This is a genomic window from Rhizobium sp. EC-SD404, from assembly GCF_902498825.1.
Classification (GTDB): Bacteria; Pseudomonadota; Alphaproteobacteria; order Rhizobiales; family Rhizobiaceae; genus Georhizobium.
Genome location: NZ_LR701459.1, coordinates 1,730,308 through 1,745,634, shown reverse-complemented (window position 1 = coordinate 1,745,634; position 15,327 = coordinate 1,730,308). Strand labels below are relative to the sequence as shown.

Here is a 15,327-nt window from a genome sequence, read left to right as displayed (position 1 = left end):
TTTCACGTCCCTCGTTTTTGCACCCTACTCTTCCCGATAGAATACCATGCCGCCGTGGTGAAGGGTGTTCATGTCGACGAAGGTGCCATCGGCCGTGAAGCCCGTGTCGTCCCAATAGTCGATGTGCGTGCCGTTCACCTGATATCTGCCCTGATAGGCGCTCTGGCGCGTGCCGCGCGCTTCATCGTAGCGGCCGTTGGGCAAAAGCTCCTGGCGGATCCTTCCGTCGCCGGTGACCCACATGCCGATATAGGGGTGCTGCTGCATGGCGTTCTCCGTTTCGTTCACGAGCGTGACGGCGGGCATCGATGTCGGGATGCCGCCCCGCACGCGGGTTCCGTCCGCTGCCGAAGCGACAGCGCTTGCCGTGACCAGCGCGATGGCCGCGCCGGCGATGATCGTTTTCTTAATTGATGGTCCAAGCATCTCATTTCTCCGTTCTTGAGTGGGCTCACCCACGAATTTCGACGGAAGAACCGCCGAAGATGAGCTGTTGCACCATGGGGCGGCCGACGAAGCGGCCCGGGAAAATCGGCGCCGGTGCGCTTGCCTGGTCCAAACGGTCGCGCTGCTCGGGCGTGAACACGAGGTCGAGGGCGCCGAAATTGTCGATTGCCTGGTCCAGCGTCCGAGCACCCATGACGGGCGAGACGACCGCGGGATTCTCAAGCGTCCAGGCGAGCGCGACTTGCGAGCGGGTCGCACCGATCTCGTCCGCCACTTCGCCAACGGCATCCGCGACTTGAAGCGAGCGCTCGTTGAGGTGGCCGCTCGACGCGATGATGCCCTTGCGTTCGGACGACACTGCCGCGTCGTTGTCGTCGTTGAGATCGGCGCGGCTGTATTTGCCGGTCAGGATGCCGCCACCGAGGGGAGACCACGGCAAGACGCCGAGACCCATTGCCCGTGCCATCGGCAGAAGCTCGTGCTCCACCGTGCGCTCGACGAGGCTGTATTCGATCTGCAGCGCCACAAACGGCGTCCATCCACGGAGTTCCGCGATCGTCTGCATTTCCGCGATGCGCCAGGCAGGCGTATTGCAGATGCCGACATAAAGGATCTTGCCGGAGCGGACGAGATCATCCAGAGCCCGCATGACCTCCTCGGTCCTCGTCGTGAAGTCCCATGCGTGGACGTAAAGAAGATCGATGCGGTCCGTGTCGAGCTGGCGCAGGCTGGCCTCGACCGAGTTGACGAGGTTGTAGCGGTGATTGCCGCCGGAGTTTGGATTGCCTTCCTCACGCGCCATGGTGAACTTCGTCGCCAGCACGATCCGCTCGCGCTTGTCCTTGATCAGGCCACCGAGAATGCGCTCCGACGTCCCGCCCGTGTAGTTGACGGCCGTGTCCACGAAGTTGCCGCCACGGTCGACATAAGCGTCGAAGATACGCTTGGATTCCTGATCGTCGGCGCCCCAGCCCCAGTCGGATCCGAAGGTCATCGTGCCGAGGGAAAGCGGAGAGACACGCAGGCCGGAGCGGCCAAGCAGGCGGTAGGTATCGAGAGTGCGATGGCTGGTCATGGCTGACTGGTCTCCATTCTCTTGCGTTCTTGACGCCCGTTGTTTGCCAAAACCCGCCGTCGAAACGATAGAGCGATCATCCGGAATGCTTGCACGATCGTCCGGATCAGCCATCGACCCGAGGAAAGGGCGCGGTTGATCGGCCGGGAGACAAGCGCCCCCAGATGCCGGGTCGGATTTGCGGACCGTGTTTCTGCGAAAGCGCCGGCGGCGGTGATGACGATGAGAGCAGGTGTTCGACCCGGATCGGAAGATCGCGTTGACGGCGGCCGGTCGCATGCCAGATCGCGTTCGCGATCGCAGCGGCAACACCCGTCATCACGACTTCACCGAGACCTTTGACCCCGGTTGCGTTCAGCCTTGGATCGGGTTCGTTGATGAAGTCGACCTCACATCGCCCGACATCCGCATTCACCGGGACGATGTATTCGGCGATGTCGGCGTTGAAGAAGCCGCCATATCGGGGATCCACCTCGCTCGCTTCGCGCAGTGCGGCGCCAATGCCCCAGACGACGCCGCCGCGGACCTGGCTTTGCGCGGTGCGCGGGCTGACGACCCGCCCGCAATCCATCACACTGACAACCCGCGGCACGCGCACGCGCCGGGTCGTCGGCTCGACGTGGACTTCCACGAAATGCGCCGCATAGCTGAAACTGACAAACTCGCCGTAGATCGGGCCCCACGGAGCGGGCTGGCCCGCATGCAGCCGACGGGCCATCTCGGCAGGCTGACCCGGTGCGCGCCTTTCGACGCTGACCTGATATTCGTCCTGCTCACGCTCAGCGAGTGTCGCGAGGGGATTGGGGCCGAGTTCAGCGAGAAGCTGGTCCGCCGCCTCGACGGCCGCGGGAATGGCAGTCGCCGTTCCCCACGAACCCGCCGTCAGATGTTGAGGCGCGCCGCGCGTGTCGCCGATCCGAGCCGCGACGCCGGCCGGATCGATCCCAAGCCGTTCGCCGACCGCGTTGGCGAGCGCGGTCCGGACACCCTGGCCCATCTCATGCACGCCGACGGCGATCTCGGCGGTTCCGTCGCGGCGCAGCGTCAGCCTTGCGACGGCTGGTGCAGTCGCGGCCTTGTAGCAGCCGCAACCTACGCCCAAGCCGATCAACATGCCGTCCTCTGTCGTCATCGAACCCGGTTGAGGATTGCGGCGCGACCAGTCGAACAGCTGCGCGCCGCGGGCAAGACACGCCGACAGGTGCCGGGACGAAAGCGGCAGCCCCGTCACCGGATCCGTATCCGTGTCATGGTCCTGGCGGAACGCGACGGGGTCGCGCCCCAAACGTTCGGCCATCTCGTCGACGGCGCAATCCAGCGCGAACGAGGCCATGTGCTCGAAGGGCGCGCGCATGTACCCCGGCGTCTGCACGTCTGTCTGCACGATCCGCTGATAGCCGGCGAAATTGGGTATGCCGTAGAGCCGCGCCGCAGGGTTTGCATAGTCCATCGGAAAGATGGTCGTGGCGCGAGCTCTGGGCATCCACGTCGTAGAGCACGCCGGTGATGCGGCCCGTTGCATCGGCGCCGAGGCGCACGCGGTGGGCGGATTGCGGTCGGAAGCTGGCATCGTGGAAAAGCTGCGTGCGCGGCACCACCATCTTGACCGGAGCGCCGGCCTCGCGCGCGACCCATGCCACGAGTGCGGTCTGCATCTGCATCGAATTCTTTTGCCCGAACCCGCCGCCCACCTGCGGCGAGATGACGACGACCTGCTCCGGATCGATGCCAAGCACCCGAGCGACACCGAACTTGACGGCGCCCGAATTCTGCGAGCCTTCATGGATGGTGACGGTATCACCGTTCCATTCTGCCACTGTTGCAACGAGTTCCATTGGATTTTGATGCTGGGGCGGGCTGGTGAAGGCCGCATCCACCACGGTCTCAGCGGCCTCTAGGGCGGAAAGAGGATCGCCGGCAACGGTGTCGCCGAACAGTTCTTGCGGCAGGGGCGACTGCGACTGGGGTATCGTCGTCGCGCCGTCGCTCTCGATCGCGCTTGCGAATGGCTCTTCCGAATATTGCGCCGAGATGTTGGAGGCGGCTTCCATGGCTGCTTCAAGAGTCTTGGCCACGATCATCGCGATCGGCTGGCCCCGGTGGCGGATCTCGCCGTCCAGCAAGGGCTGGAAGCCTTGAAACGAATGGCCGCCCGTCAACAGGAACCCATCCGGATTTAGCACGCCGGTGTCGTGGTGTGTCAACACCATGCGGACGCCCGGCACGGCGCTTGCCACACGCGTATCGATGTCCGTGACGCGACCCCGGACGATCGTCGAGACGGCAAAGGTCGCGTGCAGCATGTTCGGGGAGTGACGGTCGGCACCGTAGATGGGGGCACCGGTCACCTTGGCCCGCGCGTCAATGCGCGCGGTGTCTGCAAAGGGTCCATTCGTCATCGGTCAGCTCCTGGAACGGGCGATCATCAGGGCGTCGGCCACCGTGCGGGCACCCAGCTCGGTCTTGAAGGCGTTGTGATGGGTCGTCTCGGCGTCTTCGAAGGCGATCTCGCCGGCTTCGCGAGCGGTCTCCTGCGTCAACCGCCGACCCGTGAGAGCGCGTTCGGCGGCCTCCGCGCGCCAAGGCCGCGTCGCGACCCCACCGAGCGCAATCCGCGCTTCGCGCACCACATCGCCGTCCATCACGACGCCCGCGGCAACGGACACGACGGCAAAGGCGTAGGATTCGCGGTCTCTGATCTTGTGGTAGGTCGACGCGCGGGCGGCTGCGTTCTGCGGCACGCGGATCGCAGTGATCATCTCGCCATCGTCCAGCGTGTGGTCGAGATCGGGCGTCGCGCCCGGTTCCCGGTGCAGCTCGGCCAAGCGGACCCGGCGCGATCCCTCGGGGCCGATAATGTCCAACTCGGCGTCGAAGGCGACGAGCGCGACCGCGAAATCGCCGGGATAGGCCGCGATGCAGTCCGCCGATCCGCCGAAGAGTGCGTGGTTCCGGTTCAATCCATCGATTGCGGCGCAGCCCGATCCGGGCTCGCGCTTGTTGCAGGCGAATGGTGCGCCGTGCCGGAAATAGCCACACCGCGTGCGTTGCAGGAGATTGCCGCCGAGCGATGCCATGTTGCGCAGCTCTGCGACGCCGCTTTCCAAAGGGCCTCCGACAGTGCGGGGAAATCGCTCTGCAGCGCAGGATGCTCGGCAGCATCGCTCATCCGCGCCAGGGCGCCGAGAACAAGAGTGCCATCCTCGGTCGTCACTTCGTTGAGCGGAAGGCCGTTGATGTCGACGATCCTTTCGATGCGTTCGACATCGAGCTTCATCAGATCATAAAGCGTCGTGGCGCCGGCCAGCGGGCGCGCGCCTGAAGCGATCGCCGTGACGGCCTCGTCGACGGACGTGGCGCGCAAATAAGAGAAGGGCTGCATGTCACGCCTCCATCCGGTCGCGGGCATCGAGAATGGCGTCGACGATGTTCTCGTAGGCGCCGCATCGGCACAGATTGCCGCCCATGTATTCGCGGATTTCCTCGCGGGAATTGGCATGCCCTTCCCTCACGCAGCCGATGGCTGCCATGATCTGGCCCGGGGTGCAGTAGCCGCATTGCAGCGCATCGTTGTCGATGAAGGCCTGCTGCATCGGGTGCAGCCCTTCGTTGGTCTCGAGCCCCTCGACGGTCTCGACCGCACGTTCCTGGCACTGCACGGCGGGTGTCAGGCACGAAGCGACCCGACGCCCGTCGATGAGAACGGTGCAAGCGCCACAATGGCCGTGGTCGCAACCTTTCTTGGTTCCGAACCTGCCCTGGTCTTCCCGCAGGAAATCGAGAAGCGACGTGCGCGGATCCACCGTCGACGCAACGGGTTCCCCATTGATCAGGAACGACGTCTCGACGCGGGTCGCGAGTGTGGCTGTCTGTGCATTTGCCGGGAAGATGCCGATGTGAAAACCGATGCCGGTGACAGCCAGGCCTATCGTCCCCGTAGCGAGGACTTCCCGCCTGGTCATGCCCACATCGTTCGGAACTCCGTCAACGTCGCAACTCTCTGGCATGTCGATGTCTCCGATGTTTGCTGTGCAACAGTCCCGGGCGAGCTGCCTCATGCGTCCGCCGCTACCAATGGGATGAATCTACTCCGTCAAAACCTGTAGCCGACAAAAAGGGAGACCGACGGTTGCAGCTCGTCTGCAACTATCGGGCTATCGGTCGCATCGCCGGTCAAGACGCCGAGCTCGGCTTCTCCACGAACGAGCCAGTCTTCGGTCAGAGCATAGGTCGCAGAAGCCGAGAAATTCACGCGCTTCAAGCCTGCCCCCGCCTCGTACTCCGGAAGGCCGGATGCGGCCGACTGTGCGGCGTTGACGCCGAAATAGGCTTCCATGTGATTGTCGTCGGCGACGACCGCCTCGGCATTCGCGCCAAGGATGAGTCGTTCGGAAACCGGCGCCGTGTAGCCGATGCCGACCGTGCCGATCAGGCTTTCGCTGCCTTCGATGGTCTGGTCGATGGCTGCGTAGACGTCGACCGGGCCTAGTTCGTACATCGCCTTGGCGCCAACCGTTGCCGCGAAATCGATGTCGCCCAGGCCGCGCAGCCGCTCATGGTCGTCTTCGTCTCTGCCGGACTCGTAACCAATCTGGCCGGACAGCGAGAAGCGGTCGTATTTGATGGGGGTCAGCGTAACACCGGTAGGATCGATCTCGAGCCATTCCCCATAGGTGAACAGCACCAGCGGAACCGGGTCCAATTCGAATTCGTCGCTGCCTTCGTAGGAAGGCTCGTAGATCCCGCCGGCACCGACGATCAGGCTCCAGTTGCGACTTGGCTGATCCTGTTCGAACCGCTGGTCGAACACCGGTTGAGGCAGCACCGTCGCATCGGGACTGCCTGTTACCGCGATGTCGGCGGCTGTTGCATCCGGGACCTGCAAGGCGCCGCCGGAGATGGCCGAGCCCAGGGCAAAGCACATGAGACGCTTGTTGAACTTCTTGAACAGCATTGGGGGCTCCAAACGAATGATCGTCGCTGTTCAAATCCGATGGACAGACCGACTTCGATGCCATTCATTCCCATGGGAGAGCCAATGCTTGCGTTTCGTTGTGTTAAGGTTTGTTTCAGCTGGCAGCCGGAGCGCGTTTAGCGCCGCGCTCATCCAGATGAGCGCTGACGGCAATAAAACTTAACAATCGGCCTGAGGCGCCGGCATCGTCTCCATGCTACCCACCTGGACCCTCCAGCTCCCACGACCAACCCCGAAAGGGGTTACGAGATCGCACATGCCTCTTGGCCTTCGGACCATCCACGGACAGATCACGCTCATAATCGGGCTGGCGCTGCTGATAGTGGTCACGGCCGGACCGATGCTGGAGCGTTGGGTGCGGAGCGACCACTCCGCCTCCGACCTGGAACAGATCGCGGAACGCATCCACGCGATCAGCGATGTCCTGGCCGCGGCGACGCCTGACGAACGGGCGGTGATCGTCCGTGCGGCACGGCAGTCCGGCTGGGACGTGTCGCTTCAGCCCTTGTCCTTGAGTGAACGGTTCGCAACGTTTTCGGAGACCGAAGCATCCTGGGATCGAGCGATCGAATGGTTGTTTCCGCCTGACGACTGGGCCGCGCCCCTGGGCGGGTGGCGAACATTCCTGAACGATACACGCGTGATTGCGGCAAGGGTCGACGACACGACGATGCTGATGACACCCGTTTCGTCAGAAACCATGCTGCGGGGGAATTTCCTCGGCCAGTGGATGTACTATCTCATCGCCTTGGTCACGCTGATCATTCTCTTCTTTGCGTTCGCCATATGGGCGATCATGCTGCCGCTGCGGCGCATATCGCACGCGGCCATGAACGCCGATATTTCCGACGACGCGAAGCTTTTCGAGGAACGCGGCAGTGTCGAGATCATCGCCCTGGCCCGAGCGCTTAACAGCATGCGCAATCGCATCACCATCATGGTGGAATCGCGGACCCGGATGTTGCGCGGCATCAGCCATGATTTGCGAACGCCCCTCACCCGGTTGAGGCTTCGCGTGGAGCATCTGCCGCAGACGCCGACCCGGGACGCGATGCTGTCGGACATCAACCACCTCGACACCTTGCTCACCGAAAGCCTTGGTTATCTTCGCGACAACCACGGCCAGGAAGCGATCGAGCGGACGGATATCGCGAGCGCGCTACAGACCATCGCCAGCGAGTTCGCAGATGTCGGCTTCGATGTCACCTATCGCGGACCGAACCGGCTGATCGTCAACTGCAAGCCGATCGCGATCACGCGGGCGATCTCGAACCTGTGCGACAACGCGACGAAATTCGGCAAGACGGTGGCGATAGAACTGCGCCAGATTGCAGGAGCGGTCGCCATCGACGTGATCGACGACGGTCCGGGCATCGAGAAGCAGCACAGGCAGCGGGTGCTGGAGCCCTTCGTCAAGATCGACGAATCCCGAGGCAGCTCCAACACGGGATTTGGGCTTGGTCTTTCGATCGTCTCGGAGATCGTGCAGGCGCATGCGGGCACCCTGGAGTTCATCGACCGTCAGCCACACGGACTGCTCGTCCGGGTGACGCTGCCCAGCCGCTAGTACAGGGTCATCTGCACCAGATCGGGGAAGGACTGCTTCCAGTGCATGAAGGCCCTGATGCCGAGTGCGAGCAGGATGAACACGAAGCCGTCCTCGATCGTCCGCCGCACCAGCTTCGGCTCCACGGTGACGGTCTCGATATCGCGCCACAAGGATAGACGCGGCAGAAAGCGTGGCACGGTGCGCCGGTACGCGTCATAGGCGTATCCATGGGTCGATGACAGCGCAGCCTCCTCTCGGAACACCACTTTCAGGAAGATGACATAGGCGACCAGTGTCATGAAGATGGCCATGCCGATGCTTCCTGTCTGTGCGCCAAGGCCGGCGACGGCGAGGAAGGAAAAGCCGTAGAGCGGGTTCCGCGAAATGGAATATGGGCCCAACCAGACGAGGGCCACGGTCTTGCGACCGCCGATATACATCGTACACCAGACCCGACCGATGATGGCGACGAAAAGGAGGATGGAGCCCGCGCCTTCGATCACTTCGCGCTGCCAGGATCCAAGCCGGAAATAGGCATCTGCGAAGAGAAGAACGGGCGCGAAGCCCAAGCTGAGAAGCCAGATCGTGGCCTTCCTGCGTGTCTGAACCGTGGCAAGGTGCCGTTGCACTGCCTGAACGTCTTGCATTGTCTGCTCTCCGCATGTTCTGGCGATCTCAGTCGCCGTCGGAGAGGAAATACCGTGATCTGGCGCGGCTCGGCGCTTCGTTTTGTTGCGATGTATGACCGCCGGCAGCGGACATGTGAAAGCTCAGGCGTCTTCGACTTTGGCGGTGAACATGTACCCTCCAAGTCTCACCGTCTGCAGCAGGAGAGGTTCTTTCGGATCAATCTCGATCTTCTGTCGAAGCCGACTGACATGGACGTCGATGCTGCGCTCGATCGGCCCGGCGAGACCCGAATGGGTCATCGAAAGAAGCTCTTCACGCGTGATGACACGGCCCGGATTTCGGCAGAACGCAAGCAAAAGGTCGAATTCCGTCGTCGTCAGCGCGATACGCGCATTGCTCGGGTCGTGCAGCTGTCGACGCATCGGATCGATCTGCCACCCGTCGAAGCGAAGCTTCTTGTTGGCGGTGTTGGTGACGAGCCCGTAGGAAGCCCTTCTGAGGAGGCTTCGCACGCGGGCGACGATTTCCCGGGGGCTGAACGGCTTCGTCACATAGTCGTCGGCACCGACTTCGAGCCCGATGATCCGATCGATCTCCTCGCCAAGCGCCGTCAGCATGATGATCGGTATGGTTCGTTCCGACCGGATCCTCCGACAGATACTGATGCCGTCCTCACCGGGCAACATGACGTCGAGGATGATGAGGTCGTAGGAATTGTTGCGCAGAAGAGCCTGCATCACGCGACCATCCTCGGCCACGGTAGGGATCATGCCATTGTCGCGGATGGTGAGCGCAAGCAACGCTGCAATTTCCGGATCGTCCTCGACAATCAGGATCTGCGCATTCGCCGTATTTGACTGCATGGGACTTCACCGCCTTTCCTGCACAATGCATGCCGGAACGCGTCAGTATACAAAGCTTTGTTAAGTTTTGTTGCGGCGTCGCCCGTCAGTGGCACCTTGGTCGAATCTTGGCCCGTAACGCATCGGTTTTGCTAGGACTTCTGGGCTAACAGAAGCGGCTTCAGGATGCGGCTCGCTCGATCACCGATATCCGAAACGATCAGGTGCAGAGCCGGGAAGACGATGAGGGACAGAAGCGTCGAGGCGACCAGGCCGCCTATGACGGCAACAGCCATCGGCGACCGGAACTCGCCACCATCCCCGAGGCCAAGCGCCGAAGGAACCATGCCGCCGATCATCGCGAGGGTCGTCATGATGATCGGTCGAACGCGTTCGCAGCAGGCTTCGATAACTGAATCGACGCGCGACATGCCGCTCGCTTCCCGCTCGACGGCAAAGTCGAGCAGCAGGATGGCGTTCTTCGTGACGATGCCCATCAGCATCAGGATACCGATCACCACCGGCAGCGATATGGGATAGCCGCTCAACCAGAGGCCAGCAGCCACGCCGCCGACCGACAGGGGAAGCGAAGCGAGGATCGTCAAAGGCGCAAACACGCTTCCAAACAGGAGGATGAGGACCACCAACACCAGCGTGATGCCAGAGACCATGGCGACCGCAAAGCTTTCGAAGACTGCGCCTTCCGTATCGGAATCACCGGTCGTAACGAGCCGAACGCCCGGCGAAAGATCCCTGACGCTTTCGAGGCGCAGCACCTGCTCCATCCCCTGACCGGATGTGAAACCGGCAGCCATGTCGACACCGATCTCGATACGACGCTCGCGATCGAGCCGATCGATCGCAGAGACCGACTCGTCGAAGCTGATTTCGGCGACTGCGGAGAGTGGCACCCTGCCCCCGTGGTCCGAAGAAACCATGAGCGGCCCGAGTGTCTCAAGCCTTCGAGGCGCATCGCGATCGAGGATGACCCGGATGGGGATCTGGCGAGCGTCCTCGTTGAAGACCGGAAGGCGGCTGTCGACGTCTCCCAGGGTGGACACCCTGATGGTCTCGGCGATGACGGCAGGCGAAATGCCCAGCATCGCGGCCTTGTCCGTGTCGATCTTGATCTTCAGTTCCGGCCGCATGGCCGCGTTTTCGATCCCAGGATCGATGAACATCGGATCGGTCGACAAAGCTCCCATAATGGCGTTCGCCGCTTCGAGCGCGTCCTCGCCATCGGTGCTCAACAGCGCAAAGGACAGGTCGCGGCCACCGCGCGTATTGAGAAAGGTCAGCTTCACATCTGGAAGCGATGCAAGCTTCTCCGCGACTTCCCTTTCGATTGCGAAGGACGACCGATCACGCTCGGTTTTTGGACGGAGGTGAATGAGGACCACGGCATAGCGGACGTCTTCCAACCCGGTCGCACTGCTGCCAGCGCGGGTGAATACGCCGCCGACATCGATAATTTCCCTCACGTCGCGCGCGATCTCGCCTGTCACAGCAAGCGTATCCTCAAGCGTCGAGCCGGCAGGCAACTCCACCGTAAGCGTCAGCCGGCCGATATCTTCCTCTGGCAGAAACGCTGTCGGCATAGACGATAGGGCCAGGACCGCCAGGCCGAACGAGCAAGCGGCGAGCGCGACCGTGATCCATCGCCAGCGCAGGCTCACCTTCAACAGCCGAACATAAAGATGGACGAGCTTTCGCTTGCCTCTGCCCGCCGGAAGCTTTCCCGCCATGAGATAGGCGGCCATGACCGGGGTGATCAAACGTGCCACCAGCAGCGAGAAGAAGACGGCGATCGCGACCGTCATTCCGAACTCTCGAAAATACAGGCCCACCTCGCCGGCCATGAAGCCGACGGGCACGAACACGGCGATGATCGTGGCAGAGATGGCCATCACTGCGAGCCCGATCTCTTCGGAGGCATCGAGGGCCGCGTCATAGGCAGATTTGCCCCGTTCCCGATGACGCATGACATTCTCGATCTCGACGATTGCATCATCAACCAGAATGCCGGTCACGAGCGTGATGGCCAGCAAACTCAGTATGTTGAGCCAAAAGCCTAATAGATCGATCAGGAACAGGGTGGGAATGATCGACAGGGGCAACGCCACTGCGGCGATCATGGTCGCTCGCCAGTCGCGCAGGAAGAGGAAGACGACGACTATGGCGAGCAAGCAGCCTTCCCAAAGCGTGCTGAGAGCGGATGCGTAGTTGCCGGTGGTGTACGTGACATTGTCGTCGACGAGGCTGAAGCGCAGATCCGTATCGGCCGCGCCGAGCTCGGTCACCTTCAGCGCGACGGACTGAGCAACCGTGACCTCGCTTGCGCCCTGTGACGGGTAGACTGCGAACCCAACCACCTCGTTTCCGTTCAGTTCGGCGAACGAGCGCGGCTCGGCCGACGTGTCCTCGACAAGTGCCAGATCGCCCAGCCGCACTGTCCGGTTGGCGGATAACGCGATGCGATGATCGGCGAGATCTGAAACCGTCTCGACTGCTGCAACCGTCGTCAGCGCGTGCTCGCGGCCTTCGAAGCTGGCCCTGCCGCCGGACGTCTCGATCTGGGTGCGCAGCAGGCTTTCATTGACCTGATCGGCGGTGAGAGACAGCGCCTGCAGCCTGTTCGGATCGAGTTCGACATGGATTTCCCGATCGGTTCCGCCGACCCGTTCGATCCGGCCGACGCCCGGCAGACCCTGCAAGCTCCGCGCGATGACATCGTCCACGTACCAGGAGAGCTCGCCGATCGACATCGTCGGGCTGCTGAGCGAATAGGTGACGGCGGACTGGCGGTTTTCTTCGACGCGTTCGATGATCGGCTCGTCGATCGTCGGTGGCAGGTCGGACCGTATCATCGCCACGGCATCGCGTATGGCGACGACCGCCCGATCCGGGGAAACCCGGCCCAGTTCGAACTCCACGCTGGTGACGGATCGACCCTCGCCGATCGTCGAGGAAATCTCGACGACACCGGGAAGCGGCGCCACCGCATTTTCCACGCGCCGCGTCACTTCCGCCTCCATGGCAGTGGGCTTCGCACCGGGCTGCTCGATGGTGACGGTGACCTCCGGCGTGTCGATCGTCGGAAAATAGGTGATCGGCAACCGGGAGAAGCTGTGAAGCCCCGCAGCGGTCAGCAGAACGAAAAGCAGGATCGATGGCAGTGGGTGGCGGATCGCCCACGCCGATATATTGGCATTCATCGGTGCGCCGCGTCTCTGAACTCACGCATCGAGACAGCTTGGGACTGGCCGATCGGCAGGCCGTTTTCCGACAGGATGATCGGGTCGACGCTGTCTTCGTCCTTCAGGAAGCTTCCTGCCTTGAGAACGATCATCTCGCCATCCGTCACACCGTCGAGCACCTCGACGCCTTCGTCCTGACGCACGCCGAGACTGACCGTTCGCGTTTCGACCACGCCATCATTCACGACGTGGACCCTGTGCACACCACCGGCGCTGCTGACGGATTGTCCCGGCAGCAGGACGTTCATGCGTGTCGCCAGATCGATGACACCATGGGCGAAGACGCCGGGCACGAGACCATCGCTCTCATCAAGCTCGATGCGAATGGTCCCGCTGCGCGTTTCGGGATCGAGTTGCGCAGCATTCAGGCGCACCGTGCCGAAGACAGGCAGATCCCTGCCGGCCACCATGATCTCCGCCGGCATTCCAGCGCTCAGCCGGACGAAGGCCGTGTCGACGACGTCCGCGAGGAACTCGATGCGGCTGTCCCTCGCTATACGAAAAAGCGGATCTACCGCGCTCGATGTGATGTCTCCTACGAGCGCATTGCGCTCGAGCACGAGCCCCGGGGCGGTCGCGCGCAAGATGCTCCTCTCTATGGCCAGTTCAATCTGTCGCTGCTCCTGCGCGATCAGCCGTTCATCTATTTGCGCGAGCGCCAATGCATTTCTGGATAGCACCGTCTCGGCGACGGCCCGGTCGTAAGCGCTGCGGGCATCGTCCAGAGACTGTTCGGACACCACCGCCTTGGCATGGAGAGCCTGGCTTCGGTCCAACCGGGCCCGGGCTTCTCGTTCGGCAACGGTGGCGATGTCGAGCCGGGCCGCCTCTACCGCGGTGGCAGCTTTGGCGCGCAAGGTGTTGACCGCGTTTCGATCCAGATCCAGACGGGCGTCGGTGTCATCGAAGAGAGCCATCGGCTGGCCCTGCTCCACCGTCTCGCCGACTTCGACCAGGATGTCCTGGATTTCCTGGCCGGCAGTCCTGGCATGCACCTGCACTTCTTCGCGCGCGGCGAGCGTTCCCACCACCGAGATCTGCTGCCTGACCTCGCTTTGCCTTGCGACGACGACCGTGACGGGCATCGGCTGTTGCTGGGCCTCGGCATAGGGCGTGTGAGCGGCAAGAGCGAACAAAGTGATCACGCCGCACCTCATGGCCGGCGGCGCGTGATTTGGCTCAGGCTCGACGCGTGAATGACCATGATGCGACCTTTCGTTGTTCGCTTCGAGCAAGGCTCACAAGCGAGTTCGGCCGCATCCTACCCATCGCAGGAGATCGCGATGTTCTATCGTATTAAGGTTTGTTTCGCCGTCGAGCCCGCGGCCATGGAGGAAGTGCATTTACACGGTCGGCACGGTTCCGCCATCGATCACGAATTCCGACCCACTGATGCTCGCAGCCCTGTCGGATGCGAGAAAGGCGATCAGGCTCGCGACCTCATCGGGAGTGGATGGCCGTCCGATCGGAATACCTCCGAGTGACGCCATGATCAGCCGCTTGCCCTCTTCGACGCCGCCACCCCGTTCGCCACCGAGGCGCTGCGCCAGGCTTACGGCAGCTTCGGTCTCGATCCACCCGGGCGAGACCCGGACGACACGTACACCGCGCAATGCAACCTCTTTCGACAGGCTTTTGCTGTAAGTCGAGAGCGCAGCTTTCGCCGCCGCATAGCCAGTCGTCGCCTCCGGTAGCGGCAGCGTCCCCTGGATCGAGGTCACGTGAATGACGACACCGCTCCCGCGATCGAGCATCGCCGGCACGAGCGCCCGGTCGAGGCGGACCGCGGGCATAAGATTGAGATCGAGCTCCTTCTTCCACTCGGCTTCGCCGAGAGCAGCGAAGCCTCCGGCCGGTGCGGACGATCCGCCCAGCATGTGGACGATCACGTCGGCGCCGCCCATTTCGTTCAGCACCGCGGCAGCGAGCGTCTCGCATCCTTCCACCGTCGTCAGGTCCGCTTCGACGAACAAGACGTCGTCGTCGAACTGATCGGGCCTGCTGCGCGCGCTCGTCATGACCTTGGCGCCGAGAGAGTGGAAGAGAGCGACCGTCGCGGCCCCTGCCCCCTTCGTGCCCGACGTCACCAGCGCACGCTTACCCTCGAGGCTGATGAATGGCGTCATGGCACGATCTCCAGATCCGCAATCCGGTCGCCATCGAGGATGAAGAAGTAGCGCAGGTCCACGGGGCTGCCTGGGAAGTCACCGACGAGGTGGCTCGTGACGACCTTTCGGCCAGCGCTATCGGCGATCGCATAGGGCTCGGTCGTGTAGTTGTATTCGCTGGAGGCGTTCGCCCTCCATTTCTGGATGGCTGATCGTCCTACATGTGTCTTTTTCTCATCGCGCACGACGGCGTCTTCGGTGAAGAGCGCGGCCACAGCTTCTGCGCTTCCGCTTCTGTCTGTTTCGAAATAGTCGGCGATGATCTTCGGCAGGTTCAGACCCATGATGGTTCTCCTTTGGCGATATCGGGCTGACACAAAGGTACGACTGGACGGCACCCGCGATAACTGGGACAAAGATGGACGAGGAATTGCGAAAAGCGGG

At 62.6% G+C, this 15,327-nt stretch carries 11 protein-coding genes and 2 pseudogenes; 1 reads left to right on the top strand and 12 read right to left on the bottom strand.

The genetic code is table 11. From position 1 onward, the window contains the following. Positions 1-24 precede the first annotated feature (24 nt). The 6 genes and pseudogenes from GC125_RS09150 to GC125_RS09125 all read right to left on the bottom strand — a co-directional run bounded on the left by GC125_RS09150 (position 25) and on the right by GC125_RS09125 (position 6,476). Positions 25-426, bottom strand: a complete 402-nt coding sequence (locus GC125_RS09150) for an Atu4866 domain-containing protein (RefSeq protein ID WP_199864530.1) — start codon at positions 424-426, stop codon at positions 25-27. A 25-nt stretch (positions 427-451) separates the two neighbouring features. Then, positions 452-1,522: an aldo/keto reductase gene (locus GC125_RS09145; protein WP_151985398.1), complete on the bottom strand. Its 1,071-nt coding sequence runs from the start codon at positions 1,520-1,522 to the stop codon at positions 452-454. Positions 1,523-1,631: 109 nt separating this feature from the next. Beyond that, a pseudogene (locus GC125_RS20365) lies at positions 1,632-3,848 on the bottom strand (xanthine dehydrogenase family protein molybdopterin-binding subunit); the annotation flags it as partial. 76 nt (positions 3,849-3,924) lie between these two features. Beyond that, positions 3,925-4,904: pseudogene (locus GC125_RS20415) on the bottom strand (FAD binding domain-containing protein). Position 4,905: 1 nt separating this feature from the next. Further along, positions 4,906-5,484 (bottom strand): (2Fe-2S)-binding protein, encoded by a 579-nt coding sequence (locus GC125_RS09130; protein ID WP_286165442.1) that lies wholly within the window; start codon positions 5,482-5,484, stop codon positions 4,906-4,908. A 131-nt stretch (positions 5,485-5,615) separates the two neighbouring features. After that, positions 5,616-6,476 carry a MipA/OmpV family protein gene (locus tag GC125_RS09125; protein ID WP_151985396.1) on the bottom strand — a complete coding sequence of 287 codons (861 nt, stop codon included), beginning with the start codon at positions 6,474-6,476 and terminating at the stop codon, positions 5,616-5,618. 277 nt (positions 6,477-6,753) lie between these two features. On the opposite strand from GC125_RS09125, the gene GC125_RS09120 reads away from it, so the two are divergent. Beyond that, positions 6,754-8,064 (top strand): ATP-binding protein, encoded by a 1,311-nt coding sequence (locus GC125_RS09120; protein WP_151985395.1) that lies wholly within the window; start codon positions 6,754-6,756, stop codon positions 8,062-8,064. Here GC125_RS09120 and GC125_RS09115 read toward each other — a convergent pair. The 6 genes from GC125_RS09115 to GC125_RS09090 all read right to left on the bottom strand — a co-directional run bounded on the left by GC125_RS09115 (position 8,061) and on the right by GC125_RS09090 (position 15,227). Next, a complete protein-coding gene (locus GC125_RS09115) occupies positions 8,061-8,693 on the bottom strand; it encodes a methyltransferase family protein (protein ID WP_151985394.1) in 633 nt (210 codons plus the stop codon). The two genes, GC125_RS09120 and GC125_RS09115, sit on opposite strands and share 4 nt — an antisense overlap. A 123-nt stretch (positions 8,694-8,816) precedes the next feature. Then, positions 8,817-9,539, bottom strand: a complete 723-nt coding sequence (locus GC125_RS09110; protein ID WP_151985393.1) for a response regulator transcription factor — start codon at positions 9,537-9,539, stop codon at positions 8,817-8,819. 131 nt (positions 9,540-9,670) lie between these two features. Then, positions 9,671-12,733, bottom strand: coding sequence for an efflux RND transporter permease subunit (locus tag GC125_RS09105; RefSeq protein ID WP_151985392.1), 3,063 nt, complete (start codon positions 12,731-12,733; stop codon positions 9,671-9,673). Continuing rightward, on the bottom strand, positions 12,730-13,920 hold the full coding sequence (locus GC125_RS09100) for an efflux RND transporter periplasmic adaptor subunit (RefSeq protein ID WP_199864528.1): 1,191 nt from the start codon (positions 13,918-13,920) through the stop codon (positions 12,730-12,732). Before GC125_RS09100 ends, GC125_RS09105 begins: the two co-directional genes overlap by 4 nt. A 198-nt stretch (positions 13,921-14,118) precedes the next feature. Further along, the gene (locus GC125_RS09095) at positions 14,119-14,901 is read right to left on the bottom strand and encodes an SDR family oxidoreductase (RefSeq protein ID WP_151985390.1); all 783 of its coding nucleotides are present in this window, start codon (positions 14,899-14,901) and stop codon (positions 14,119-14,121) included. Beyond that, entirely contained in the window at positions 14,898-15,227 is a 330-nt protein-coding gene (locus GC125_RS09090) for a nuclear transport factor 2 family protein (protein ID WP_151985389.1), read from the bottom strand. Before GC125_RS09090 ends, GC125_RS09095 begins: the two co-directional genes overlap by 4 nt. Positions 15,228-15,327: the final 100 nt, after the last annotated feature.

Excerpts from the sequence above, each read along its gene's own strand:
- GC125_RS09150 (WP_199864530.1), bottom strand. The coding sequence starts at position 426 with ATGCTTGGACCATCAATTAAGAAAACGATCATCGCCGGCGCGGCCATC.
- GC125_RS09145 (WP_151985398.1), bottom strand. The coding sequence starts at position 1,522 with ATGACCAGCCATCGCACTCTCGATACCTACCGCCTGCTTGGCCGCTCC.
- GC125_RS09130 (WP_286165442.1), bottom strand. The coding sequence starts at position 5,484 with ATGACCAGGCGGGAAGTCCTCGCTACGGGGACGATAGGCCTGGCTGTC.
- GC125_RS09125 (WP_151985396.1), bottom strand. The coding sequence starts at position 6,476 with ATGCTGTTCAAGAAGTTCAACAAGCGTCTCATGTGCTTTGCCCTGGGC.
- GC125_RS09120 (WP_151985395.1), top strand. The coding sequence starts at position 6,754 with ATGCCTCTTGGCCTTCGGACCATCCACGGACAGATCACGCTCATAATC.
- GC125_RS09115 (WP_151985394.1), bottom strand. The coding sequence starts at position 8,693 with ATGCAAGACGTTCAGGCAGTGCAACGGCACCTTGCCACGGTTCAGACA.
- GC125_RS09110 (WP_151985393.1), bottom strand. The coding sequence starts at position 9,539 with ATGCAGTCAAATACGGCGAATGCGCAGATCCTGATTGTCGAGGACGAT.
- GC125_RS09105 (WP_151985392.1), bottom strand. The coding sequence starts at position 12,733 with ATGAATGCCAATATATCGGCGTGGGCGATCCGCCACCCACTGCCATCG.
- GC125_RS09095 (WP_151985390.1), bottom strand. The coding sequence starts at position 14,901 with ATGACGCCATTCATCAGCCTCGAGGGTAAGCGTGCGCTGGTGACGTCG.
- GC125_RS09090 (WP_151985389.1), bottom strand. The coding sequence starts at position 15,227 with ATGGGTCTGAACCTGCCGAAGATCATCGCCGACTATTTCGAAACAGAC.